Source organism: Nonomuraea rosea, from assembly GCF_039539705.1.
Classification (GTDB): domain Bacteria; phylum Actinomycetota; class Actinomycetes; order Streptosporangiales; family Streptosporangiaceae; genus Nonomuraea; species Nonomuraea rosea.
This window is the reverse complement of sequence record NZ_BAABDQ010000006.1, coordinates 367687-391917: the sequence shown is the minus strand read 5'-3', so window position 1 is coordinate 391917 and position 24231 is coordinate 367687. Positions and strand designations below refer to the sequence as shown.

Genomic DNA, 24231 nt, shown 5'->3' with positions numbered 1-24231 from the left:
CTTCGGGGCTGACGGTGGTCAGGTCGGTGTCGTCCCAGTGGACGGTGCCGGTGTCGGGTTCGTACAGGCCGGACAGGATTTTGGCGAGGGTGGTCTTGCCGGAGCCGTTCTCGCCGACGAACGCGATGACCTCGCCGTGTTTGATCTCGACGGACACGTCGCGCAGCGCGGGCTCCTCGGCGCCGGGGTAGGTGAAGGAGATGGACCGGGCGGTGATGCGCTCGAAGCCGGCCGGCATCCCGGCGGGTCGCGGGCGGGTCAGGCGGCGTTCGGCGTCGGCGCAGAACTCCAGGAAGTCGGTGAAGTAGAGGCCCTCTTCGTAGAGGCGGTTGGTGGCGTACATCAAGTTGGCCAGCGACGACTGGCCCGATCTGATCGCCAGGACCGCGGTGCCCGCCACGGCCAGCGGGATCGCGGCCGCCGCCAGGAGGATGCCGAGGGCGACGTAGACCAGGGCGGCGCCGAGCCCGCCGAGCGCCTCGCCGACCAGCCTGGCGAAGGTCTGCCGCTTGGCGAGCGAGAGCATGACGTCCTGCTCGGCCTTGGCGACCGCGTCGTACATGCGCAGCAGGAAGCCGCGCATCGTGAACGAGCGGACCTCCGCCGCCGACTCGCGATTGGCCAGCAGCTCGGCGATGATCCATTTGCGGCGGTTCGCGGGGATGAGGGCGTAGAGGGTGGTGTAGCGCATGCGCGCGCTGCGGACCATCGCCCAGGCGTCGGGGACCACCGCCAGCAGCAGGAGCGGGACCAGCACCGGGTGCAGGACGCCGAGCACGCCCGCCACGGCGGCCAGGCCGACGGTGGCCGTGAGCACGTCGATGGCGGCGGTGACCACCGAGTCGGCCATGGCCACACCGCGCAGCCTGGCCCGCTGTAAGGCGTCGTGGAACTCCGGGTCGTCGTAGGAGACCAGGTCGACGCGGCTGGTCAGGCCGTAGAGGCGCTCTTCCGTGAGCCGGCTGACCTGGGGGTCGAGGCGGGCCTGGGCCCAGCCCGCGCCCGCCTGCACCGCGGTGCGCAGCGCCGCCGCCGCGCCGACCAGGGCCAGGCTGGGCAGGGCCGCCATCACGCGGTCGGGGGTCGGGCCCTCACTGAACAGCGCGGTCAGCACGCCGGTGGTCGCGAGCAGCCCGAACGCGGTGAACACGCCGCCGAGCAGGTTGAGCGTGACCGTGGCCGCCGTGTCGCGGGGGCTCGCGCGCCAGGCCATCCGCATCGCCTGCCGCACGAGAGAGGGCAGCCGCCTGGCGATCGTCAGGAAGCCGACCTCGGCCAGCTTGTCCGTGTGGGCATGCCAGTCGGAGAAGGAGATCTCGCCGAGCTCGAGGGGCTCATCGGCCATGTCTTGAGTGTGCCCGCGGGCACCGACAGTTCTCCATCGATTAAGGTCTGGGCGCGCGGCGTAGTTGATGACACACTCACAGTGATGTTGCGATCTGCCGACTTCAGCAACCTGCCGGCCGAGCCGAACACGTTCGTCGGCCGCGAATCCGATGTGGATGAGCTCGTCCACCTGCTGCGCGTCTCCCGCGCCGTGACCCTCTGCGGGGCCGGCGGCATCGGCAAGACCCGGCTGGCCGTGCGCCTCGCGGCCGGGCTCGCCGCCGGCCATCCGGGCGGCGTGTGGCTGATCGAGCTGGCCGACGTGGAGAAGGGCGAGCTCAGGGAGCACGTCGCCGCCGCACTCGGCATCGCGGGCGATCTGGCCGAGACGATCGGCGGCCGGCGCGCGCTGCTCGTGCTCGACAACTGCGAGCCCGTGATCGGCGAGTGCGCCGAGCTGTGCCGCGACCTGCTCAGCGCCTGCCCGGGGCTCACCATCCTGGCCACCAGCCGCGAGCCGCTGCGCGTACCCGGCGAGAGCGTGTGGCGGGTGCCGCCGCTCGGGGTGGACGGGGTGGAGAGCGAGGCCGTGCGGCTGTTCGTGACCAGGGCCGCCGCCGCCAGGCCCGGATTCGAGCTGACCGGGGAGACGGCGCCGCTGGTGGTCGAGCTGTGTCAGGCGCTCGACGGGCTGCCGCTGGCGATCGAGCTGGCCGCCGCCCTGGTCCGGGTCCTGTCCGTCGGGCAGCTCGTGGAGCGGCTCGACGACCGGTTCAGGCTGCTGGCGGGCGGGGCCCGTACGGCTCCGGCCCGGCACCGTACGCTCAGGGCCGCGGTCGACTGGAGCTACCGGCTGCTCACCCAGCAGGAGCGCCTGCTGCTGCGCCGCGCGGCCGCCTTCCGCTCCTCCTGGACGCTGGACCTGGCCGAGTCGGTGTGCTCGGGGCCCGGGCTGCCGGAGGAGGAGGTGCTGCTGCGGCTCTGCGACCTGGTGGACAAGTCGCTGGTCACCCTCGACGGGGAGATCGCCGGCCAGGCGCGCTACCGGCTGCTGGAGACCGTTCGCGAATACGCGCTCGAACAGCTCGCGGAGTCCGGCGAGGAGACCGAGCTGCGGCGCAAACACCTGACGGCGCTGGCCAGGATGGCCACCAGGTTCAAGGAGTCGCTGGCGCCGGGCACGCGCGCGTCGTGGCCGGTGGTCGAGCGCTACGTCAACCTGTTCGACGCGCTGAAGGCCGAGGTCGGCGCGGCCTGCGACTGGTCGATCGCCATCGGGGTGCCGGAGACCGCGCTCGGCCTGCTGACCGACACGCGTTTCCTGTTGATCGGCAGCGGGCGGAAGCTGGACATGGCCGAGCGGCTCGACCGGCTGCTGGCGCTCGACGCCCCGCAGGTACGCCCCGGGCTGCGCGGGCAGGCCACGATCCTGCGCGGCGAGCTGGCGGCGGAGGCGGGCGACCTGGAGCTGGCCAGGCGGTGCGCCCGTACCGGGCTGGGCCTGTGCGTGGGCGCCAAGGACGGCTACGGCGAGGCCATCGGCACGATCCTGCTGGCCAACCTCACCGGCGAGCAGGCCGCCCTGGCCCGCGCGCTGGAGACGGCCAGGCGGTCGGGCGACCGCATCCTGGAGTCGCTGGCCCAGGGCGCCAAGGCGAGCTACGGCCTGCACCGGGGCCGCCTGCACGAGGCGCAGCGGGCGTTCGAGGAGGTTCTGTCGATCAGCAGGGAGCTCGACAACCACGTCGGCCAGTCCTTCAGTCACATCGGCCTGGCCCAGGTGGCCAGGCGCTCCGGGGACGCCGCGACGGCGAAGCGGCACTACGAGTCCGGGCTGCGCCTGCTGCGGCACGTGGACGCCAGGCAGCAGATCGTGAGCTGCCTGGCCGGGCTCGGCAGGGTCGCGCTGGACCAGGGCGACCTGGTGGAGGCCAGGGCCAGGCTCACTGAGGCCCTGGTGCTCAGCCGGGACGCGGGGCTGCGCACCGGCATCGCCAGGCGGCTGGACGCCTGGGCCTGCCTGGTCGCGGCGGAGGGCGACCAGCGGCGGGCGGTCCTGCTGGTCGCCGCCTCGATCGCGCTGCGCGGCCGGCAGCCGGACGCGCGCACCGAGGTCCTCCTGGAGCCCGCGCGGGCCGGGCTGGGCGCGGCCATGGTGGACGTGCTGTGGGCCGAGGGCACGAACATGACCGCCGACCAGGCGGTGGCGTGCGCGCTCGACGGCGCGCTGCCGGAGCCGCCGGTCTCGCCGGTCGTGCCCGCCGGGCAGGAGAGCCGGCTCACGGCGAGGGAACGGGAGATCGCCGATCTGATCGCGCGGGGGCTCAGCAACCGGGCGATCGCGGGGGAGCTGGTCATCAGCCCGGCCACCGCCGCCCGGCATGTGGCCAACATCCTGGCCAAGCTGGGGTTCTCCACGCGTACGCAGATCGCGGCCTGGGTGATCGAGGGCCGCTGACGTCGCCGTACGCAGATCGCGGCGTGGGTGATCGAGGGCCGCTGACGTCGCCGTACGCAGACCGCGGGGTGGGTGATCGAGGGCCGCTGAGCCCGCGTTGCCGTACACAGATCGCGGTGTGGATGACTCAGGGTCGCTGAGGCTGCATGATGCCCTACACATGGCGGGGGCGGTCCGCTTACACCTTCGAATGGCCATGTCAGCGCATGTGCCGGTGCCGGGTGCACGCCTACCGTTTGGGTCGTACGCGGAAGCCTGCTTTCCGGGCGGATCAAGCGCCCCTTCCGCGCATCAGGGGAGTCGCGGGGGGTGTGTCCCCCTCGCGTGATGACGTCGCGTGTCCGCAAGGGGCTGGGCCTCCTCGGAGGGGTGGGGGCCCGGCTCTGGGCACGTGACAGCGGGCTCGAGTCGCGCAGGGCTCGGGCCCGCCCACACAGACCGCGGGCGAGCCGCATTAATGCACATCGGGCTACATACATCGGTGGATGTTGCGGCCCGCCCGGCGGCCGTACGTTGTCGGGCATGAAGCCCACCGCCTCGACCACCGGCACCGTGATCCACGACGTGTTCCGCCGGGCCTATGAGCGCGGCGACCGCCCGGCGCTCGTCGACCTGCGCGGCGGTCACGTCTACGGCTACCGGCGGCTGGTGACCGAGGTGACCAGGGCGGCCTCCGGCCTGGTGCGCAGGGGCGCCAGACGCGACCAGGTGGTGGGCGTGCACGTCTCGACGGCCGGCGCGCAGACGCTGGCCACGCACACCGTGCTGGCCGCGGGCGGGGTGGCGGCGCCGATCGATCCGGCGCTCAAGCCGGAGGAGATGGCCACGTGGCTGCGCGCATGCGAGGCGCGCACCCTGATCACCACGCCCGACCTGGCGGAGACGGCGATCCAGGCGGCCGAGGAGTCGAGGGTGCGCCAGGTCATCTCGCTGGGCGCGGCGCTCGACACCATCGACTTCCGCAGCCTGCTCACGCTGGAGCCCACCGCGCTGCCCGCGCTCGACGCCAAGCGGCAGGACGCCCTCGTGCTGGCCGGCGGCCGCATGTCGCACGCCGGCCTGCTGGGCAGGATGGCGGAGCTGGATCTCCCCGTACGCCTGGCCGAGTCCGACGTGGTGCTGGCCACCTGGCTGCCCGACGGCGGCTGTGACCTGCTGGCCCTGGTCGGGCTGAGCGTGTCGAAAGGGGCGCTGGTGGTCGCCTCCGGCGGCGCCGACCTGCCCGGCACCAGCTACGACTTCAGCGTCACCGTGGTGACGGGACCAGGCGGGACGCTGGAGCGCATTCGGTGAATATGCGGAGCTGTTACCCGCACTCCCTTGACGCACCGCCGCGGAAAGTGGGTTGATAGCCGTTGTTGACAACGTTGTCAAAATCACCTGCTTCGGGGGGATTCGAAGGGATGGTGTGCGATGCGACGGTGGTTAGCGACCGTCTCGATCACGATGGTCAGCGTGCTGGGCCTGGCGGCCTGCGGCGGTGGCGGCAGCGGCGGGCAGGCGTCCCAGGCGCCGGCGTCCAGTGGCGGCGGCAAGCAGCAGGTTGAGGTCTTCTCCTGGTGGACGGGGCCGGGTGAGGCCGACGGCCTGCAGGCGATGCGCAAGATCTTCGAGGAGAAGAACCCGAACTACACCTTCTTCGACGCGGCGGTGGCGGGCGGCTCCGGTGACAAGGCCAAGGCGCTGCTGCAGTCGAAGCTGCAGGCCAGCACCCCGCCGGACACCTTCCAGGGCCACGCGGGCGCCGAGCTGCAGGGCTACATCAAGGCGGGCAACCTGGAGGACCTGACCCCGCTGTACGACGAGCTGAAGCTCAAGGACGTCTTCCCCGCGCAGCTCGTCGAGCAGATCAGCGTCGACAGCAAGATCTACTCGGTGCCGGTCAACATCCACCGGTCGAACGTCCTGTGGTTCAACCCCGGCGTGCTGAAGGAAGCGGGCGTGGCGGCCGCGCCGAAGACGATCGAGGAGTTCATCGCGGCGCTGGAGAAGGTCAAGGCCAAGGGCAAGATCCCGCTGTCCATCGGCTCCGAGTGGACGGTCACCCACCTGATGGAGAGCGTCCTGCTCGGCTCGCTGGGCACCGACGCCTACAACGCGCTGTTCAAGCCGGGCGGCGACTGGAGCAGCCCGCAGGTGACCACGGCGCTGCAGAGCTTCGCCAAGATCATGACGTACGCGGGCGACCCTCAGGACGACTGGCAGCCGGCGGCCAAGCAGGTCGCCGACGGTGACGCCGCGTTCAACATCATGGGCGACTGGGCGTACGGCTACTTCCACAACCCGCCGGAAGGCGGCCTGGGCAAGACGTCGAAGACGGACTTCGACTGGGCGCCGTCCCCTGGGACCGAGGGCACCTACCTGTGGCTGTCCGACAGCTTCACCCTCCCCAAGGGGGCGAAGAACCGTGACGGCGCCATGGCGTGGCTGAAGGTGGCGGCGAGCAAGGAGGGCCAGGACGCCTTCAACCCGAAGAAGGGCTCCATTCCCGCCCGCAAGGACGCCGACCAGTCGCTCTACACCGACTACCTGGCCGACGCGCTCAAGGACTGGTCCAGCAACAAGCTGGCCGGGTCGATCCAGCACGGCGTGTCGGTGAACCAGCCGTGGCTGGCCTCGATCACCGAGGCGGTCGGGCTGTTCATCGGCAGCAAGGACGTCAAGGCCCTGCAGCAGGGTCTGGCCGACGCGGCCAAGTCCAACGCCCAATAGCCGGCAGTCAACCGAGCTCGTGGTGCGGGGCAGGTCGCAACGGCCTGCCCTGCCTATGGGAGGAGATCAATCGTGAGGCGGGCGCGCACGTGGCTGCCCGGACTCCTTCTCGTGGCGCCGTCGATCATCCTGATCGGCGTCTTCGTGTACGGCATGCTCGGCTGGAACTTCCGGCTGGCCATGACGGACAAGCACGATCAGGTGTCCGAGGGTGAGTTCGTGGGGCTGCGGAACTTCATCGACATCTGGGACCAGCCCCGCTGGCACATCTCGGTCAACCACGCGATCGTGTTCACGATCACCTTCGTGGTGGGCGCGCTGGTGCTCGGCTGGCTGCTGGCCTTCCTCATGGAGAAGGGGATCAGGGGCGAGGGGACGTTCCGGGCGATCTACCTGTTCCCGATGGCCATCTCGTTCGTCGCGACCGGGATCGTGTGGCGGTGGCTGATGAACTCGGGGACGGGGGAGCGGGCGGTCGGGCTCAACCGGCTCTTCGACTGGATCGGGCTGCCGCAGTGGCAGTGGTTCAGGGATCCGGATTGGGGGATGGCCGCGATGGCCCTCCCGGCCGTCTGGCAGATGTCCGGATATGTCATGGCTTTGTTCTTGGCGGGGTTCCGCGGCGTGCCCGAGGACCTGCGCGAGGCGGCCAGGGTGGACGGCTGCAACGAGTGGGGCGTCTACCGGTATGTGGTGCTGCCGCTGCTCAGGCCGGTGACCCTGTCCGCGCTGATCATTTTGGGGCACATCTCGCTCAAGGTGTTCGACCTGATCGTCGCGGTGTCCGGCAAGCAGATCATCACCGACGTGCCCGCGGTGTTCATGTGGGTGGCGGTGTTCGACTCCAACGACCCGGCCAAGGGGGCCACGATCGCCTCGTACATCGTGCTCAGCGTGGCGGTCTTCGTGATCCCGTACCTGATCTGGTCGGTGCGTAAGGAGAGGCGATCATGACGGCGGTGGCCGGGCGCAAGGCGGCGGTCTTCACCTGGGCGAGGTTCGGCCTGCTGATCTTCTTCGTGGTCGTCTTCCTCATCCCGATCTACGTCTTGCTGGTCACCAGCTTCAAGCCGCTCACCGAGGCCGACCCGGGCCAGGCCTGGAATCTGCCGCAGACGTGGACGGGCGAGGCGTGGCGGGTGGCCTGGGAGAAGCTGGCCCCCGGGCTGTGGAACAGCGTGCTGCTGGCCGTGCCGGGCTCGCTGCTGTCGTGCGCGCTGGGGTCCATGAACGGCTATGTGCTGTCCAAGTGGCGCTTCCCCGGCGCGGACGTGCTGTTCACGCTGTTCCTGTTCGGCATGTTCATCCCGTACCAGGGGGTGATGATCCCGCTCGTGCAGCTCCTCGTGTGGCTGAACGAGACGACCGGGCTGGACGGCGTCTTCTACGGCGGCATCCCCGGGCTGGTGCTGGCCCACGTGGTGTACGGCATTCCGATCTGCACGCTGATCTTCCGCAACTACTACGTCACGATCCCCGACGAGCTGATCGAGGCGTCCAGGGTGGACGGGGCCGGGATGCTGCGGGCGTACTGGTCGGTGGTGCTGCCGGTGTCGGGGCCCGCGATCGCGGTGGTCGTCATCTGGCAGTTCACCTCGCTGTGGAACGACTTCCTGTTCGCCGTCTTCCTGACCGGGCCGACGAGCTGGCCCACGACCGTGATGCTGAACAACATCGCGGGTGCGCAGGCCACCCCCTACAGCCAGCAGATGGCCGCGGCGATCCTCGCGTCCATCCCGACGATGGTGATCTACGTCCTGCTCGGCCGGTTCTTCATGCGCGGGCTCATGGCCGGCGCGCTCAAGGGCTAGCCAGCGCGGGGTTGGCGCAGTGGGCGAGTGGCTCGCCACGCACGTAGCGGGCCACGTCGGCGGCCACGATCGAGGCCGCCTTCATCGCCGTCTGCTTGCTGGCCCCGGCCAGGTGCGGGGTCATCACCAGGTTGGGGGTGCGCAGCAGGCGCGAGTCCGCCGGGATGGGCTCCTCGGGGAAGACGTCCATCGCGGCGCCGAACAGGTGGCCGGAGTCGAGCGCGTCGCACACGGCGTCGTAGTCGAGCAGCGCGCCGCGGGCGCAGTTGACCAGCACCGAGCCGCGGGGCATGGCGGCGATCTCGGCCGTGCCGATCATGCCGGTGGTCTCGGGGGTGGCACGGGCGTGCAGGGAGACGAAGTGGGCGCGGCTCAGCAGCTCGGGCAGCTCCACCCGGCCGGGGACGTCCACGTACGGGTCGTGGACGAGCACCTCCGCGCCGAAGCCTTCGAGCATGCGGGCCACGCGGCGGCCGATGGCGCCGTAGCCGACCAGGCCGACCGTGTTGCCGTCCAGCTCGGGGCCGACGTTGTCGTACTTGTAGTAGTCGCCCCGCCACACGCCTCCGGCCAGGTCGGCGTGCGTCTGGGGGATCCTGCGGGTGGCGGCGAGCAGCATGGCCAGGGTGTGCTCGGCGGTGGCCACCGCGTTGCGGCCGGGCGCGAACGTCACCGCCACCCCGGCCCGCGTGGCGGCCTCCAGGTTCGCGTTCACGGGCCCGCCCCTGCTCACGCAGAACAGCCGCAGATCGGGGGAGGCGTCCAGGACCCGCTGGGTCAACGGGGCCATCTGGGTCACGCAGACCTCGACGCCGCGCAGGGCCTCGATCAGCGCGTCCTCCACGTCGGAGGCCTCGTCCACCTCGCCCACCCGGCCGAACGGCTCCACCGGCCAGGGCAGCGTCAGCTCGCGGATGTCCACCTCTCCGGGGACCTCGCGCCTGAGCGCGTCGATGAGCAGGCGGTTCTGGACGAAGTGGTCGCCAGCGGCGAGGACTCGGGTGGTCAACGAACGGCTCCAATCGGGGAGTTGTACTGCAGCAACGCGGCCCGCCCCGCACCCGGCTCCGGCAGCCGCAGCTCCGTCAGCGCGCAGTTGTCGAGGCGCGGGAACAGCCGCCGGTACTCGCCGAGCGGCACGCCGATCAGCCGGCACAGGGCCAGCCTGATCGCGGTCGTGTGCGCGACCACCAGCACGCGGCCGCCCTGGTGGGCGGCGGCGATGTCCTGGAGGGCCGCGACGAACCGGGTGGCGGCCTGGTGCGGGTCCTCGCCGCCGGGCAGCGGGTGTCCGGCGGGGTCGGACTCGAAGGCGGCGCGTGCCTCCGGGAAGCGGGCCTGCATCTCCGCCGAGGTCAGGCCGTCGCCCTCGCCGAAGTCCAGCTCACACAGCCGGGCGTCGACGCGTACGGTCAGGCCCGCCTTGCCGGCGCTGGCCTCGGCGGTGATCCTGGCGCGGCTCAGCGTGGAGGCCCAGACGCCCGTCAGGCCCGCCCCCGCCGCCCAGCCGGCGAGCCGGTCGGCCTGTTCGAGGCCGCGCGGGGTCAGGTCGATGTCGCTGAGCCCCGCGTAGCGGTTCTCGGCGTGCCAGACGGTCTCGCCGTGGCGGACGAGCACGAGGTCGGTCATGGGGCGGTCCTCTCCCGGGCGCGTGCGGGTCCGGTCATCGGGCGGTCCTCTCCCGGGTGCGTGCGAGCCCGGTCCTCTCTCGGGGTCCGGTCATCGGGCGGCTCTTTCGCGGGCGTGCGCGGCGGGGGCCGGGTCGAGCCAGCCGCGGCCTTCCAGCTCGGCGACGAAGCGCAGGTACGGCTCGCGCAGATCGACACCGGACGGCTCGACCACGGCCAGGGTCCTGATCAGCCGGCCCGGATCGCCGCCCGCCAGCACGGCCATGCCCAGGGCGGGCTCGGCGTTCTCGCGCAGCGTCACGGGACGGCCCAGGACGTCGGCCCTGAGCTGGGTCCAGTAGGCGCTCTTCGTCGCGCCGCCGGTCAGGATGATCTCGCCGTCCACGGGGGCGCCGAGCAGGTGGAGGTAGTCGAAGCAGAGGCGTTCGACGAAGGCCGCGCCGAGCAGGATCGCCGCGTAGCGCTCGACGTCGTCGGCCGGGTCGCCGAGCGTGAAGCCCTCGGCCCCGGGGGCCGCGAACGGGAAGCGCTCGCCCCGCGACACCAGCGGGTAGGTGACGGCGGGCGGCCCTTCAGGACGGCCGCCGAAAGCGCTGTAACGGGCCGCGGCCTCGGCGCTCAGGGCGTCGAGGTCGCGGCCCGGCAGGTCGCGTGACAGCACTCCCGCGCCCGTGCTGGACGCGCCGCCGGGCAGCCACGAGCCGTCCGGCGCGCGGTGCGAGTACACCACCCCGAGCGGGTCGTGGATCAGCTCCTTCGTCACGCCCTTCAGCACCAGCGTCGTGCCCAGCACCGAGTTCCAGCTCCCCGGCCGCAGGGCGCCCGCGCCGAGCTGGGCCGCGCAGCCGTCCGTGGTCCCGGCGATCACCGGCGTGCCCTCGGGGATGCCGGTCTCCCCGGCCGCCGCCGCGCACACCACGCCCAGGCGGGTGCCCGGCCGCACGACCTCGGGAAGCATCCCGGCGGGCACGCCCAGCTCGTCGAACACCTCCAGCGGCCAGCGCTCCTCGATCAGGTCCACGCCGGTCTTGAGCGCGTTGCTGAGATCGGTGGCCACCTCATGTCCCACCAGGCGGCGGTTGACGAAGTCGCTCTGGTGGGCCAGCCGGGCGTCCGCAGGGGCGTCGCGCAGCAGCCACAGCAGCTTCGGCAGCGCCCAGTTGGGCTGCATGCGCCGGTAGCCGAGCCGCTCCCACACCGCCGCGCCCGCTTCGTTGACCCGTTCCGCGTCCGCGCGCCGGTCGTCGTACATGAGGGCGGGCGTCAGCGCACGGCCCGAGGGGCCGGTGAGGAGGACCGTTCCAGATGTCGCGTCCACGGCCAGGCCCGCGACCTGCGCGGATGGCACGTCCCGCAGGGCCTCGCGGGTCGCCTCGGCCAGCGCGCGCCACCACTGCTCGGGGTCCTGCTCGTGGCGGGGCCCGTCGCGGTGGCTGGTCAGCGCTCGGCTCGCCGAGCCGAGCACGTCACCGCTCTCGTTGACGGCCATGGCCCGGACGCTCTGCGTCCCGAGGTCGACGCCGATCCACACGCTCATGTACGGTCCCAGCTCCGCTCGCGCATCCCGGCCAGCAGCGGCCAGGCTCCCGCGCTGGTCCCGCGCAGGGTCAGGAAGTCGTCGAACAGCTCCGCGTAGCGGCTCCCGCGTACGGGATCGGGCTCGACCGCGTCGCGCAGCCGTACGTGCTCGGAGGCGGCGGCGGCCACGGACGGCGCCGCACCCGTGGCGGCCAGCCCCACCAGGTACGCACCCCGCGCCCCCACCTCGGCGTCGGCCGAGCGGCGCACGGGCAGCCCGGTGATGTCGGCGATCAGGCCGAGCCAGGTGGCGCTGGCCGAGCCGCCGCCGCACACCCGGAGCTCCGTCGGCTCCGCCCCGGTGGCCGCCAGGCAGTCCTTGATGACCATGGTGAGCCCTTCGAGCGCCGCCCGCGCCACGTCCTCGCGGCTGTGCTCGAACGACAGCCCCATCATCGACCCCCTGGCCAGCGGGTCGGAGAAGGGCGCACGCTCACCGGCGGGCGACAGGTACGGCAGGAACGTCAGCCCGCCCGCGCCCGGCGAGCTGCGCACGGCCAGCTCGCCCAGCTCGGCGGGGCCGGACAGTCCCAGCAGCCGGCAGGTCCACTGCACGACCTCCGTGCCCGCGAACGTGGGGAAGGCCCGCAGGTAGCCCCCGGGCAGCGCGATCGTGATGCCGGTCGGGTCGCCGTCCAGACCGGGGGACTCGACGAGCACCTCGGTGCAGAGCGTGGTGCCGAGGATGGCGCACGCCTGTCCGGTCCGCACCGCGCCCGAGCCGAGCGCCGTGGCGGCGATGTCGTAGGGGGCCAGCACGACCGGGATCCCGGCGGGCAGCCCGAGCGCCCCGGCGGCGCCGGAGGTCAGCTCGGCGACGGGGCAGGACTGGATCGGGGGCAGCAGCCGCTCGGCCCACTCCACGCCGAACATGGTGAGCAGCTCGGGCGCGTAGGCCCGCTCGCGCAGGTTCATGAAGGGCGCGGAGGCGTCGGACTCGTCGGCCACGAGCTCGCCGGTCATCTTCGCGAAGATCCAGCCGCCGCAGGTGAGCATGGCGCTCGACCGGTCGAGCCGTTCAGGGTCGTTCGCGCGCAGCCAGGTCAGGATCGCGTGCGGGAGCCCGGACGCGGCGGAGGAGCCGTTCAGCCGGAAGGCCGCCTCGGCCAGGCCGGACCCGGTCCAGGCGGCTACGGAGGCGGCGGCCCTGGCGTCGTTCCAGAGGATCGCGGGCCCGGTCGGGGCGCCGTCAGGGCCGACCAGCCAGCAGCCGTCGCCCTGGGCCGTGAGGGCCACGAACGCGACCTCACCGAGCTCCGCCGCAACCTCGCGCACGGTGGCCGCGACCGCGGCCCAGACCGCGTCCATGTCCTGCTCGGTGTGGCCGGGCGCGGGCCTGGACACCACGGTCTCCCTGCGGGCGACGACCGCCTCCGCGCCGGCGGAGTCGTATCCGACCGCCTTGATGACCGTGGTCCCCGCGTCCACGCAGATGATCGCCATCATGCCCTGCCGTGAGAGGTCCTCGACCGGCGCGACACGGAGTCGACGATCACGGCGAGCAGCAGCACGGCGCCGGTGACCACGAACCTGATCGAGGAGTCCAGGTTGAGCAGGGTCAGGCCGCTGGAGATGGACTGGATGACGATGATGCCGAGCAGCGCGCCGAACGCGGTGCCGCGCCCGCCGAACAGGCTCGTGCCGCCGATCACGGCCGCCGCGATGGCGTTGAGGTTGACGTCGCCCGAGCCGCTGCTCTGGTTGGCCGCCGCGAGCCTGGCCGCGGCCAGGATGCCGCCGACCGCCGCGAACGTCGAGCAGAGCACGAACACGGAGGTGTAGATCGCCTTGACGTTGATGCCCGCCCGGCGCGCGGCCTCCACGTTGCCGCCGACCGCGTAGACGGCCCTGCCCCACTTCGTCCGCGACAGCAGGTAGTGCATGATCAGCACCAGCGCGACGAAGAAGACGAACATCCAGCCCACACCGCGCGTCTGGCCCAGGTACCAGACCACGAAGGCCAGCACCACGAGCAGCGCCACGCTCCTGAGCGCCAGCGTGGACACGCTCTTGGCCGACAGCCCGGCCGCGCGCCGCTGCTGCGCGTGCAGGAACCCGCTGGCGAACAGCCACACGGCCGCGACCACCGCGAACGTGTACGACAACCAGGCCGGTACGAAGTCGAGCTGCGCGAAGTTCACCAGCCCCGAGTCGAACGGCAGGTTGATCGACCCCTTGGTGCCCAGCACGTAGAGCTGGAGCCCGAGGAAGGCCAGCAGCCCGGCCAGCGTGATCACGAAGCTCGGCACCCCGAACCTGTTGAACAGCTGCCCGTAGACCCAGCCGATGACCGCGCCCATGACCACCGAGGCCAGGATCGCCAGCCAGACCGGCAGCCCCTCGCTCACGAACAGCACCGCGAGCACCGCGCCGGACAGCCCGCTGACCGAGCCGACCGACAGGTCGATCTGGCCCACCAGCAGCACGCACACGATGCCGAGCGCGATGATGCCGACGGCGGCGGACTCGAGCGTCAGGTTCACCAGGTTCGCGCTGGACAGGAAGATCGGGTTGAGGATCTGCAGGACCGTCCAGATGACCACGAGCCCGACCACGACCGGGATGACGCCCAGGTCGCCGCCCCTGGCCCGCTCGACCACGTCGGCGAGCGCGCCGCGCAGCCCCTCACGGTCCCGCAGCCGCTCGTCCTGGCGGTCGGTGGCGGCGGCGCCCTCCTTCAGTGCGCTCACAGCTGCCCTCCCTGGGCTGTTTCCGCGGCCTCACCACGTGCGGCCGGCTCGCGGGCGGCCCGCCTGGACACCACGTTGTCGGTGGCGCCGGTGATGGCGGCGATGATGTCCTCGGCGGAGACCTCGTTCACGTCGAAGACTCCGTTGTTGCGGCCGAGCCGCAGCACGGCCACGGTGTCGGCCACGGCCTTCACGTCCGCCATGTTGTGGCTGATCATGATGACGCCCAGGCCGTTCTCGCGCAGCCGCTCGACCAGGTTGAGCACCTCGGCGGTCTGCGCCACGCCCAGCGCGGCGGTCGGCTCGTCGAGGATGATGACCTTCGGGTCGCCGAGCAGCGACCTGGCGATGGCCACCGTCTGCCGCTGGCCGCCGGACAGGGCCGCGACGGGCACCCGTACGCTCGGGATCTTCGCGGAGAGCTGGCGGAGCAGCTCCCACGAGCGGGTCTCCATGGCCACGTCGTTCAGGCGCAGCGGGCGGATCTCCTGGCCGAGGAACAGGTTCTGGATCACGTTGAGGTTCTCGCAGAGCGCCAGGTCCTGGAAGACGGTGGCGATGCCGAGCTTGTGGGCGGCGGCCGGGGTGGGGATCTCGACCGAGCGCCCCTCGAACGTGATCGTGCCCGAGTCGGGCGGGTGGACGCCCGAGAGGATCTTGACCAGCGTCGACTTGCCCGCGCCGTTGTCGCCCACGACGGCGACGACCTGGCCGGGGGCGACGTCGAGCTCGATGTCGGTGAGCGCGGCCACCGCACCGAAGGTCTTGTTGATCCCGCGCAGGGACAGGACGGTCATCGGCGCTCTCCTACTTGATGCCGAGCTCTTCGCAGCCCTTGGCGTACTCGCCGGTGCACACGTCGGCGGCCTTCATGATGCCGCTGTCGAACAGCACCTGCTTGATGTTCTCCCGGGTCACGACCTCCGGGACGAACAGCTCGGACGGCGTGTTGTAGAGGGTGGTCTTGCCCGCGGGCTTCTTGCCCTGGATGAATTCCCACGCCACGTTCGCCGACGCCTCGGCCACGATCTTGATCGGCTTGGAGATCGTGTTGTACTGGTCGCCCGCGATGATGCGCTGCGCGGCGGCCGGCTCGGCGTCGTTGCCGGTGATCGGCGGCACCTTCACGCCGGCGGCCTTGAACGCGGCGATCGAGCCGCCGCCGGTGCCGTCGTTGGCCGCGACCACGCCCACGATCTGGTCCTTGAACTGGGTGATCTGGCCGCTGACCCAGGTCTGCGCCTTCTCCGGCTGCCAGTCGGGGGTGTCGTACTCGGCCAGCAGCTTGAAGCCGCTCGGGTCGACCGCGCTGTGGATGCCCTTCTTGATCAGCCCGGCCGCCGCGTCCGTGGGCGAGCCGTTGACCTGGAGGATCCCGCCCTCGGCGTTCTCCTTCTTCAGGTGGTCGACCAGGGACTGCGCGATCAGCGAGCCGATCTTCTCGTTGTCGAACGAGATGTAGTAGTCGGCGGGCGTGGCCGGGATCGGGCGGTCGTAGGCGATGACCGGGACCTGCTGCGACTGCGCCGTCTTGACGATGGTGGCCGCGGCGGCGGAGTCGACCGGGTCGATCACGATCGCCTTGACGCCCTGGGCGAGCGCGGAGTTCGCCTGCTGCTGCTGCTTGGCGGCGTCGGAGTCGGCGTTCTGGTAGATGACCTCGCAGCTCGGGCAGAGCTGCTTCATCTTGGCCTCGAACAGTGGCTTGTCGGCCAGCTCGTAACGGGTCGAGGCGAGGTCGGGCATGAGGAAGGCGACCTTGGCGTTCTCGGCGCCGCCGGCGCCGGTGCTCCCGCCGGTGGAGCCGGAGCCGGCGCCCGAGCCGCACGCGGTCAGGGCCGCTCCTGCGAGCACTGCCGCTGCGGCGAACGCGGAGGTCCGCATCTGAGCTCTGTTCACGGGTTCATTCCTCACTCGCTACGTCCTCGCGGACGGATTCATAACGCTCGCTGCCCCCGAGACAGGGACATGCCCTCACAGGAGGGCACATCCTGTGGTGCGGCTCACGTTAGCGCGCGCTCAGAACATTTGTCCAGCACATGTGTTCAGAGCTGATGGGCGGCCGCCACCAGGCCCTCTGCCGTCGGGGCATCCGTGACGAGCTGGTTGAAATAGCCGCCCCTGGCGCCGGCGACGATCGAGAGCACCTTCTCCGCGCCGACCGCGACCGCGATCGTGTGCGGGATGCGGCGCAGCTCCTCCAGCTTGGGGGCCACCAGGCGTTCGCTGCCCGGATAGGTGATCGGGGCGCCGTCGCGGTCGTAGACGCGCATGCACACGTCGCCCACGGCCCTGCGCAGGCTGTCGGCGTCGCGCGGCATGAAGGCCGGCACCATCTGCCGCATCAGCGGCGCCGAGCCGACGCCGACGACGGCGCACTTGGCGTGCGCCCACAGGTCCATGACCCGGCGCACGGAGGGCTCGTGCTGGAGCGAGTAGAACAGCTCGGGGCCGGGCAGCGCGGGCGCGTAGAGGTAGGCGGGGACGCCGCCGGCGCGTTCGGCCAGGATGCGGGTGGTCTCGTTGGTCTGGAACCAGGGCTGGGGCTCCTCCTGGCCGCCCACGGCGGGCGCGATCGTGACCCCCGGATACTGCCCGAGACCTTCGCGGGCGCACTCGTAGACGGTGGTGCCCGACGAGACCAGGACGACGTCGCCGGACTCCAGCCCGACCTGCGCCAGCGCGCGGGTCACGCCGGGGGCCAGCCACGGGCCCAGCGCGTGGCCGCTGACTCTCGGCACCAGGTAGACGCGCCGCAGGTCGAGGGCCTGGGCCACCTCGGCGGCCAGCGGGCCGTCCTCCAGCGTGGCCGGCCTGTGCACCTTGATCTCGACGATGCCCTGCCTGCGGGCCTCGGTGAGCAGCCTGCTCACGGTCGCCCTGCTGACGCCCAGCCGCTTGGCGATGTCGCCCTGCGTGGCGTCCTCCATGTAGTACTGCTGGGCCGCCGCGTACATCAGCTCATGGGGGAACCTGGCCTGCGCCTCGGGTGCGACGTCGGCGGCATTCATGCGCGCGCTCCTGGATGCGATCCGTGAACATCTTTTCTGAATCGATGCGCAACGACTATACCTTTGTGCTCTGCGGAAAAGGCTAGCCGTTGATGAGGGCGTCGCCGAGCGCCGTGCGGGCGTACAGGACGCTGCGGCCCGTGCGGGTGCCCGCGATCAGGCCCGTGCCGCGCAGCGCGGCGAGGTGGCCGCCGGTCGTGCCCACGCTCTGCCCGAGCAGGGCGGCGAGCTGCGTGGTGGTGGCGGGCTCGGCCAGCTCGGCGAGGATGCGCGCGCGGCTGCGGCCGATCAGCGCCGGCAGGTCGCGGCTGGTCGCGCTCGGGGCGATGGCCGCGCCTCTGGCGGGATAGATCAGCGCGTACGGCCAGGCCGCGCTCAGGCAGGCGCCGATGCTGGTCATGAACACCGACGGCAGGAAGAGCAGCCCCTTGCCGCCGAGCCGGTGCAGCCGCCCGGGGAAGGACAGCTCGACCTCGATCCGGCCCGGCGGTCGCCAGCGGACGCTGGTACTGAGATCCTCCAGCGCCGCCGCCCAGCCGTAGGCGGCCAGCCGGCCCGCCCGCTGCGCCACGTCCCGCTGCAGGATCGCCCGGAACCGCGGCCACTCGGGCGCGAGGACCTCGCTCCAGAGCGCCTGGTACGCCTGCGCCAGCAGCTCCACCACCCCGGGGCCCAGCAGCAGCTCTCTGACCTGGCCCGTCGCCGGGCGGCGCGCCAGCACCCTGGCGATCTCCGCGTGGGCCTGCGCGGGCGGCCTGGCCCGCAGGGCGGCCAGCTCCGTCTCGAACGGCACGTCCACCGCCTCGGGCGGCGGTGCGATGAAGTCGACGTTCGCGTCGCCTCTGTTGCCGCTGATCACGGTGGCGGCCCGCAGGATGGGGTGCCGCCGCTCCAGGTCCTGGTACGTGCTCCGCCGGCGCGCGACCCACCGGCCGTGCACGCCCGCGTCGAAGCGGCCGGCCAGCACCCAGTGGGCGTGCATGGTCTCGATCATCGGCGAGATCGCGAATCTGCTGGCCACCAGGTCCTGGGGGGTGACCTCGATCGTCACGGGCACCTTTCGGTTATATCCGAAAAAGTCGCCTCTTTGTGGGATGGGCCGGAGCATCGGGGGCGTGAAGGGCGCGACGTTCGGCGAGGTGTTCGCCGTCAAGGAGTTCCGGGTGCTGTTCGGCAGCTTCGCGCTGCTGGTCGGCGGGGACGTGATCAAGATGCTGGCCCTGTCCGTGCTGGTGTACGCGCGGACGGGCTCTCCCGGCCTGTCGGCCGCGGCGTACATGGCCGGTTGGCTCCCGTACATCGTGGGCGGGCTGTTCCTGCTCTCGCTGGCCGACCGGGTGCGGCCGCGGGCGCTGATGGTGGCCGGTGAGCTGGTCAGGGCGGTGACGTGCCTGCTGCTGGCGTTCGCGGGGCTGCCGGTGTGGGCGATGCTGGCGCTCGTCCTGGTCACGGGGCTGCTGTCACCGGTGTTCCTGGCCGCGCGGATGGCGATGCTGCCCGAGGTGCTGCCGGGGGACGCGTTCGTGCTGGGGCGCTCGATGCTCAACATGGCCTCGGCGAGCGCGCAGGTCGTCGGGCTGGCCGCCGGGGGCGCGTTCCTGGCCGTCACCGGGCCGTCCGGCGGGCTGGCCGCCACCGCGGCGCTGTCCCTCGTGGCCGCCGTGGTGCTCAGGACCGGCCTGCCGAACCGGCCGGCCCGCGGCGCGACCGGGGCCGGGGCGGTGCGCGAGACGCTGCGGGTGAACCGGCGGCTGGTGGCCGACAGGCGGGTGCGCGGGCTGCTGCTGGCCCAGTGGCTGCCGTGCGTGTTCCTGGCGGGGGCCGAGGCCATGGTCGTGCCCTACCTGGGTGGTCAGGGGGCGGCCGGGGTCGTGCTCGCGGCGGCCGCGGGCGGGATGGCGGCCGGGCAGTTCGTGGTGGGGCGGTTCGCGGCGCCGCCGCTGCGGGAGCGGCTGTCGTTGCCGCTGGCGGTGCTGCTCGGGGTGCCGTGGCTGGGGTTCGCTCTGTGGCCGGGGATCGTGTGGGCCTCGGTGCTGGCGGCGGTGGCGGCGGCCGGGCTGTCGTACCAGCTGGGATTGCAGCGGCGGTTCGTGGAGGCGGTGCCGGAGGAGGTGCGGGGGCAGGCGTTCGGGCTGCAGTCGTCGGGCCTGATGACCGGGCAGGCGGCCGGTGCGGCGCTGGTGGGGGCGCTGGGGGAGGTGATCGCGCCGGGGTACGCGATCGCGGCGGCGGGCGGTGCGGGGATCGTGGTCGCGCTCGCGCTCGCCAAGGCGCTGCGCCCATCACCCGTCCCTTCGACGGAAGGCCGGAGTTAGTACGGGGCTTCGCGGGAGGCCGGTGTTAGTACGGGGCCTCGCCCGGCAGCTCGCCGGAGCCGCGGGCGATGAGGCGGACGGGCAGCTGGATGTGCTCGGGCGGCCCCGCGTCGCCGCGCAACCGGCGGAACAGCAGCTCGGCCGCCACCCGCCCCATCCACGCCGGGTCCTGCGCCACCACGCTCACCCCCGGGTCGAGCAGGTCGGCCAGCTCGAAGTCGTCGAACCCGACCAGCGCGGGCCGCCGCCCGGCCAGGGCCCGCAGCACGGTCACGGTGTAACGGCCGTTGCCGGTGAACAGCGCCGTCGGAGGATCGTCCGAGTCGAACAGCCGGGCCAGGTCCGCGCGCACCGACTCGGGCGCCGGCGACCGCATCACCACCAGCCGCTCGTCGAACAGCCCGCCGAGCGCCTCCTGGTAACCCTGCAGCCGCTCGGCCGCGGTGAAGATCGCCGGGTCGTCGCCGAGGAAGGCGATCCTGCGGTGCCCGTGGCCCAGGAGGTGGCGGACGGCCTGGGCGGCCCCGCCCACGTTGTCGGCGAGCACGGTGTCCACGTCGAGACCCGCGCCCGGCGGCCGGTCCGCGAAGACCACCGGCGTACCGGTCTCCAGCTCGGGACGCAGGTAGGTGTGGTCGTCGCCGGCGGGCACCATGATCAGCCCGTCCACCCGGCGCGCGCAGAACGTCTCGACCAGCTCCCGCTCCCTGCCGGGCTCCTCGCCGGACGAGCCGCTCAGCAGCAGGCAGCCGTGCTCGATGACGACGTCCTCCACGGCGCGGCTCAGACCCGAGTAGAACGGGTCCGCGACGTCCTCGATGACCAGGCCGATCGTGGCGGTCGTGCCCCTGCGCAGCACCCGCGCGCTCTCGTTGCGGCTGTAGCCCAGCCGGTCGATGGCCGCCCGCACCCGCTCCGCGGTGGCGGGATGCACGCCGGGCTCGCCGTTCACGACGCGCGAGACGGTCTTGAGCGCCACGCCCGCCGCCGAGGCGACGTCCTTCATCGTCGGTCTCACGCCAGGATCATTTCCTACTTGCGGGGGGTAGACAACGTTGTCAAGGGCCTATGCGAGAGTGGTCCCCTATGTCGTTGAGATCCGCCTTGCTCGTGGCCGGATTCGTCCTGGCCGCGCTCAATCTGCGCCCCGCCATCGCGGGTGTCTCCCCCCTACTCGACGAGATCATGAACGACGTCGGCCTCACGGCCGCGGGCGGCGGTGCGATCACCACGGTCATGGTGGTCTGCCTGGGGGTGTTCGGGCCGATCGCGCCGCTGCTCGCCCGCCGCATCGGGCTCGACCGCACGCTGCTGGCCGGCCTGCTCGTCATCGCCGCGGGCGTGGCGCTGCGCGGCCTCGGCGGCGCGCCCGTGCTCTACCTCGGCTCCGCGCTGGCCGCCACCGCCATCGCCGTCATGAACGTGGCCATGCCCGGCATCGTCAAGCAGCACTTCCCCACCCGGGTCAACCTCATGACCGGCGTCTACGTCTCCTCGGTGGTGGCCGGCGCCGCCTCCGTCTCCGCGCTGGTGATCCCGCTCGAACACGCCACGGGGTACGGCTGGCGCGGCGTCTCCGCGTTGCTGGCCGTGCCCGCGCTGCTCGCCGCCCTGCTCTGGCTGCCGCAGGCGCTGGGCAAGCAGGCCGGGCCGCAGAGCGGGCCGAGACCGTTCGGCACCGTGCTGCGCAGCCGGACGACCTGGTACGTCACGGCGCTCATGGGCCTGCAGTCGCTCACCTTCTACGTCATGCTGGCCTGGCTGCCGACGATCTACCTGGAGGCCGGCCTGCCCGCGGACCAGGCGGGCTACCTGCTCAGCCTGACGAACCTGGTCCAGGTGGGGGCCTCGCTCGCGGTCCCGGTGCTGGCCGGGCGGCGGGCGTCGCAGGTGCCGTACGTGGTGGGGGCGGGGGTGCTGACCGTGTTCGGGTATCTGGGCGTGCTGCTGGCTCCGACGGCGCTGCCGTGGCTGTCGATGATCGTGCTCGGGATCGGGCAGGGCGCCTCGTTCTCGCTGGCGCTGCTGATCATCGCGATGCGGCCCGCCGATCCGGCCGCGGTGACCGCGCTGTCGGCGGTGGCCCAGTCCGTTGGCTACGGGGTGGCGGCGGTGGGGCCGCTCGTGTTCGGATTCCTCAGGCAGGCGTCCGGCGGCTGGTCGCTGCCGCTGACGGTGGGGCTGGGCGTGGTCTTCGTGCAGATCGTGGCTGGCTGGTTCGCTGGACGCCCTGCTACTTTAGGTAAGCCTAACCTTTAGCAGGAGGATCCAGCGTGCTGACCGAGACGCTCCAGCGTGTCGCCGACGGGCGCGGCGGGGTGCTCGGGGTGGAGCCCGCTCTTGTCATCGAACCCGACGAGACCTGGACCGCCGTCACCGAGCTGCTGCGGGAGCCGTACACGCTGCTGGACGAGCTGATCACCCAGACGGCCGCGCGCTGGAACGCGCCACACCACGTCGGGGCGGCGCTGTTCTGGAAGACGTTCGGCTACTGGCACACCCTGCCCATGGCGCTCGGCTGGGCGCTGGACGGGCGAGTGCCGGTCATGCGGCTGGCGGACACGTACTTCAAGGTGTCGGACGCCGGGGTGACGATCGCGGCCACCCGCGTGAGCTGGACCTCCGGCGCCAGGGCCATCGGCGACGCGCTGGCCGAAGCGCAGTCGCCGCTGATCCGGGCCATCAACTCCATGGCCAAGGTCGGCGAGCGGACGCTGTGGGGGTCCACGGCGGAGGCGTTCGCGCACCCGCTGACCACGATCGCGCCCGGCGACTACATGACATTGCTGCGGGAGATCGGCAAGCCGGTCGACGGGCTGGTCGAGCCCGTCGACGGCGGCTACTTCCGCAGGACGTGCTGCCTGTGGATCACTCTGCCCGACGTCGAGGCCTGCGGAAGCTGCTGCGTGCTCCGGCCGAAGAACCTTTGAGGGCCGTTGAAACTCAGGCCACCACGGCGTCGTCCATGGGCCTGAGCTCGTCGGCGTAGCTCACCGAGACGCGGCGCATGACGCCCGTGCCGTCGATCGAGTACTGGCCGAGCCGCCACAGCGGTGGCGAGTAGGCGTGGATCGAGACGCTGTTGTCCGCCGCGCCGTTGAGCCGGTGGATGTGGTCGGGCCCGAACGAGAACGACTGGCCCTCCGTCACCAGGGTCTCCAGGTGCTCGCCGCCGATGCGCGGGTTGCACTCCGCGAGCGCGCCCTGCACCACGTGTACGGCCCCGGAGGAGATGTCGTGGTCGTGCCAGCCCGTGTCGTCCTCGGGGCGCCAGCACAGCAGCCAGACGTCCACGTACGCGTCCCGGTAGAGCGAGGCGTAGTGCCGTCCGCCGTCCGCGGGGAACTCCACCTGCTCACGCCATTCCTGTGGGTTGGCGGCCAGGTCGTTGACCAGCGTGCGCAGCTCACGCCGGTCGAGAGTGCGCTCGGGAAGCCGGGCACAGGTGCCCCCGTCCTGGATCTGGTTCGTGCTCACGTACGAGTCTCCCTTCTGCATTTGATGGCCTCCACTCCGTGGAGGCAGGCTCGGTCGCCTCACGCCGCCGTCTTCCCCCGCTGTGTCTACTGGCCTCTCTCCGTTCGGCTGGGCTCGGTCGCCCTACGCCGCCGCCTTCCCCCGCTCTGGTCGCTGCGCTCCCGCCACTCCTCCAGACGACGGCACTCCCTCGCAAAACCCTCATGCTGCTGCCTTCCTGGTCAGGAGGCGGCGGGGGTTGGCGACTTGGATGGCGTGGGCGGCGGCGGTGCCCATTCCGGGGTCTGGGGCGGTGGCGTAAGGGGCGTCTGAGCCGTTGACGACGACGTCGATGCCCAGCTCCCTGACGATCGCGTCGATCGCCCGGGGGCCGTAGGAGGAGGTCTCCACGAAGAAGCTCTGGTCGACCTGGCCGCGGTTGGTGCCGCCGCGGGCGATCAGGCGTTCGGAGTGCAGCGGGGCCAGGCCGGCCAGAAGCGCGAAGCAGACGCGCAGCCTGGGGTGCCTGGGCCTGACGACGGCGTGGAAGTAGTGCCAAGAAGCGTGCATCTGCTGCACGTACGGGACCAGCGCGGGCCACCACGCCTTGGCGGGCGCGGCCGCACCCGAGTGCGCGAACAGATTCGCGGGAGCCGCCGGCCCCGGGTGCACGAACAGCGGCAGGTCGCGCTCGGTCAGCACGTCGAGCAGGCGGTCGTCAGGCTCGGCCGTCGCCGGGATCTGCAGCCCCGCGCACCCCCGGTCGAGGTCCCTGGCCAGCCGGTCCGGGTCGGGCTCGCTGTGGCAGGTGGCCGCCCAGACCCCGAAGGGCTCGCCGAGCGCCAGTGCGCCGTCGTGGTAGGCGTCCAGCAGCGGCCAGGACTCCTCCGGCGGCAGGAACTCGATGCCCAGCGGGCTCGACAGCGACACGAGCGCCAGCTCCAGCCCGGTGGTGTCGCGGTCGGCGTGGTCCTGGGGATCGACCGGGTAGGGCGGCTCGCCGTCGAGGATCAGCGTCCAGCCGTCGAGGTAGGGCGGGGACGTGCGGCCGCGCAAGGCGTCGACGAACGAACCGGTCCACAAATGCTGATGAACGTCGATGGTCACGACCACTACCTCCCCTCATTTCCTACTTACATTACAGGTAAACCCGTTACGCTGCGACGTGAGGCTAGTGAAACGCTTCAGTGATACGGTTCAGTGAACCGCTTCACCTCCTAATTTGTCAACGGCGCTCTTGGCGGTT

21 protein-coding genes are annotated in these 24231 nt (G+C 71.8%); 8 read left to right on the top strand and 13 right to left on the bottom strand.

Annotated elements, in window-relative coordinates; translation table 11 throughout:
- Positions 1 to 1345 (bottom strand): ATP-binding cassette domain-containing protein (locus tag ABEA43_RS18305; protein WP_345563220.1); only part of this gene is annotated, 1345 nt, incomplete at its 3' end.
- Between the two features lie 84 nt (positions 1346 to 1429).
- Here ABEA43_RS18305 and ABEA43_RS18300 point away from each other — a divergent pair.
- The 5 genes from ABEA43_RS18300 to ABEA43_RS18280 all read left to right on the top strand — a co-directional run bounded on the left by ABEA43_RS18300 (position 1430) and on the right by ABEA43_RS18280 (position 8307).
- Positions 1430 to 3784, top strand: a complete 2355-nt coding sequence (locus ABEA43_RS18300) for an ATP-binding protein (protein WP_345563219.1) — start codon at positions 1430 to 1432, stop codon at positions 3782 to 3784.
- Positions 3785 to 4306: 522 nt separating this feature from the next.
- Positions 4307 to 5077, top strand: coding sequence for an AMP-binding protein (locus ABEA43_RS18295; protein ID WP_345563217.1), 771 nt, complete (start codon positions 4307 to 4309; stop codon positions 5075 to 5077).
- A 120-nt stretch (positions 5078 to 5197) separates the two neighbouring features.
- Complete coding sequence (locus ABEA43_RS18290; RefSeq protein WP_345563216.1) at positions 5198 to 6496, top strand: ABC transporter substrate-binding protein; 1299 nt, start codon at positions 5198 to 5200, stop codon at positions 6494 to 6496.
- 72 nt (positions 6497 to 6568) lie between these two features.
- Positions 6569 to 7450, top strand: coding sequence for a carbohydrate ABC transporter permease (locus ABEA43_RS18285; RefSeq protein WP_345563215.1), 882 nt, complete (start codon positions 6569 to 6571; stop codon positions 7448 to 7450).
- On the top strand, positions 7447 to 8307 hold the full coding sequence (locus tag ABEA43_RS18280) for a carbohydrate ABC transporter permease (protein ID WP_345563213.1): 861 nt from the start codon (positions 7447 to 7449) through the stop codon (positions 8305 to 8307). Before ABEA43_RS18285 ends, ABEA43_RS18280 begins: the two co-directional genes overlap by 4 nt.
- Here the strand turns inward: ABEA43_RS18280 and ABEA43_RS18275 are convergent.
- From ABEA43_RS18275 to ABEA43_RS18235, 9 genes are all read right to left on the bottom strand, one after another.
- A complete protein-coding gene (locus tag ABEA43_RS18275; protein ID WP_345563211.1) occupies positions 8297 to 9316 on the bottom strand; it encodes a 2-hydroxyacid dehydrogenase in 1020 nt (339 codons plus the stop codon). The two genes, ABEA43_RS18280 and ABEA43_RS18275, sit on opposite strands and share 11 nt — an antisense overlap.
- A complete protein-coding gene (locus ABEA43_RS18270) occupies positions 9313 to 9936 on the bottom strand; it encodes a histidine phosphatase family protein (protein ID WP_345563209.1) in 624 nt (207 codons plus the stop codon). Before ABEA43_RS18270 ends, ABEA43_RS18275 begins: the two co-directional genes overlap by 4 nt.
- A gap of 90 nt (positions 9937 to 10026) precedes the next feature.
- Positions 10027 to 11472, bottom strand: a complete 1446-nt coding sequence (locus ABEA43_RS18265; RefSeq protein WP_345563208.1) for an FGGY-family carbohydrate kinase — start codon at positions 11470 to 11472, stop codon at positions 10027 to 10029.
- Positions 11469 to 12959 carry an FGGY family carbohydrate kinase gene (locus tag ABEA43_RS18260; RefSeq protein WP_345563207.1) on the bottom strand — a complete coding sequence of 497 codons (1491 nt, stop codon included), beginning with the start codon at positions 12957 to 12959 and terminating at the stop codon, positions 11469 to 11471. The genes ABEA43_RS18265 and ABEA43_RS18260 overlap by 4 nt, the downstream gene beginning before the upstream one ends.
- Positions 12956 to 14203, bottom strand: a complete 1248-nt coding sequence (locus ABEA43_RS18255; protein WP_345563205.1) for a sugar ABC transporter permease — start codon at positions 14201 to 14203, stop codon at positions 12956 to 12958. Before ABEA43_RS18255 ends, ABEA43_RS18260 begins: the two co-directional genes overlap by 4 nt.
- Entirely contained in the window at positions 14200 to 15000 is an 801-nt protein-coding gene (locus tag ABEA43_RS18250; RefSeq protein ID WP_345563204.1) for an ATP-binding cassette domain-containing protein, read from the bottom strand. The genes ABEA43_RS18255 and ABEA43_RS18250 overlap by 4 nt, the downstream gene beginning before the upstream one ends.
- A gap of 10 nt (positions 15001 to 15010) precedes the next feature.
- A complete protein-coding gene (locus ABEA43_RS18245) occupies positions 15011 to 16102 on the bottom strand; it encodes an ABC transporter substrate-binding protein (RefSeq protein ID WP_345563202.1) in 1092 nt (363 codons plus the stop codon).
- Positions 16103 to 16248: 146 nt separating this feature from the next.
- Positions 16249 to 17214: a sugar-binding transcriptional regulator gene (locus tag ABEA43_RS18240; RefSeq protein ID WP_345563201.1), complete on the bottom strand. Its 966-nt coding sequence runs from the start codon at positions 17212 to 17214 to the stop codon at positions 16249 to 16251.
- Positions 17215 to 17296: 82 nt separating this feature from the next.
- Positions 17297 to 18265: an ArsR/SmtB family transcription factor gene (locus ABEA43_RS18235; protein WP_345563199.1), complete on the bottom strand. Its 969-nt coding sequence runs from the start codon at positions 18263 to 18265 to the stop codon at positions 17297 to 17299.
- A gap of 64 nt (positions 18266 to 18329) precedes the next feature.
- On the opposite strand from ABEA43_RS18235, the gene ABEA43_RS18230 reads away from it, so the two are divergent.
- Positions 18330 to 19529 (top strand): MFS transporter, encoded by a 1200-nt coding sequence (locus ABEA43_RS18230; RefSeq protein ID WP_345563197.1) that lies wholly within the window; start codon positions 18330 to 18332, stop codon positions 19527 to 19529.
- Between the two features lie 25 nt (positions 19530 to 19554).
- On the opposite strand, the gene ABEA43_RS18225 is transcribed toward ABEA43_RS18230, so the two are convergent.
- Positions 19555 to 20547 carry a LacI family DNA-binding transcriptional regulator gene (locus tag ABEA43_RS18225; RefSeq protein ID WP_425570291.1) on the bottom strand — a complete coding sequence of 331 codons (993 nt, stop codon included), beginning with the start codon at positions 20545 to 20547 and terminating at the stop codon, positions 19555 to 19557.
- Positions 20548 to 20621: 74 nt separating this feature from the next.
- Between ABEA43_RS18225 and ABEA43_RS18220 the strand changes: the two genes are divergently transcribed.
- Together ABEA43_RS18220 and ABEA43_RS18215 are read left to right on the top strand one after the other, a co-directional pair.
- A complete protein-coding gene (locus ABEA43_RS18220; protein WP_425570290.1) occupies positions 20622 to 21788 on the top strand; it encodes a CynX/NimT family MFS transporter in 1167 nt (388 codons plus the stop codon).
- Between the two features lie 14 nt (positions 21789 to 21802).
- Positions 21803 to 22459, top strand: a complete 657-nt coding sequence (locus ABEA43_RS18215; RefSeq protein WP_345563195.1) for a (2Fe-2S)-binding protein — start codon at positions 21803 to 21805, stop codon at positions 22457 to 22459.
- A 13-nt stretch (positions 22460 to 22472) separates the two neighbouring features.
- Here ABEA43_RS18215 and ABEA43_RS18210 read toward each other — a convergent pair whose 3' ends face one another.
- Together ABEA43_RS18210 and ABEA43_RS18205 are read right to left on the bottom strand one after the other, a co-directional pair.
- The gene (locus tag ABEA43_RS18210; protein WP_345563194.1) at positions 22473 to 23006 is read right to left on the bottom strand and encodes a cysteine dioxygenase; all 534 of its coding nucleotides are present in this window, start codon (positions 23004 to 23006) and stop codon (positions 22473 to 22475) included.
- Positions 23007 to 23207: 201 nt separating this feature from the next.
- Positions 23208 to 24092, bottom strand: a complete 885-nt coding sequence (locus tag ABEA43_RS18205) for an amidohydrolase family protein (RefSeq protein WP_345563192.1) — start codon at positions 24090 to 24092, stop codon at positions 23208 to 23210.
- Positions 24093 to 24231: the final 139 nt, after the last annotated feature.

What these genes read in the sequence shown, in the direction of transcription:
- ABEA43_RS18300 (WP_345563219.1), top strand. Translation starts at nt 1,430, where the DNA reads ATGTTGCGATCTGCCGACTTCAGCAACCTGCCGGCCGAGCCGAACACG.
- ABEA43_RS18295 (WP_345563217.1), top strand. Translation starts at nt 4,307, where the DNA reads ATGAAGCCCACCGCCTCGACCACCGGCACCGTGATCCACGACGTGTTC.
- ABEA43_RS18290 (WP_345563216.1), top strand. Translation starts at nt 5,198, where the DNA reads ATGCGACGGTGGTTAGCGACCGTCTCGATCACGATGGTCAGCGTGCTG.
- ABEA43_RS18280 (WP_345563213.1), top strand. Translation starts at nt 7,447, where the DNA reads ATGACGGCGGTGGCCGGGCGCAAGGCGGCGGTCTTCACCTGGGCGAGG.
- ABEA43_RS18270 (WP_345563209.1), bottom strand. Translation starts at nt 9,936, where the DNA reads ATGACCGACCTCGTGCTCGTCCGCCACGGCGAGACCGTCTGGCACGCC.
- ABEA43_RS18265 (WP_345563208.1), bottom strand. Translation starts at nt 11,472, where the DNA reads ATGAGCGTGTGGATCGGCGTCGACCTCGGGACGCAGAGCGTCCGGGCC.
- ABEA43_RS18260 (WP_345563207.1), bottom strand. Translation starts at nt 12,959, where the DNA reads ATGATGGCGATCATCTGCGTGGACGCGGGGACCACGGTCATCAAGGCG.
- ABEA43_RS18250 (WP_345563204.1), bottom strand. Translation starts at nt 15,000, where the DNA reads ATGACCGTCCTGTCCCTGCGCGGGATCAACAAGACCTTCGGTGCGGTG.
- ABEA43_RS18240 (WP_345563201.1), bottom strand. Translation starts at nt 17,214, where the DNA reads ATGAATGCCGCCGACGTCGCACCCGAGGCGCAGGCCAGGTTCCCCCAT.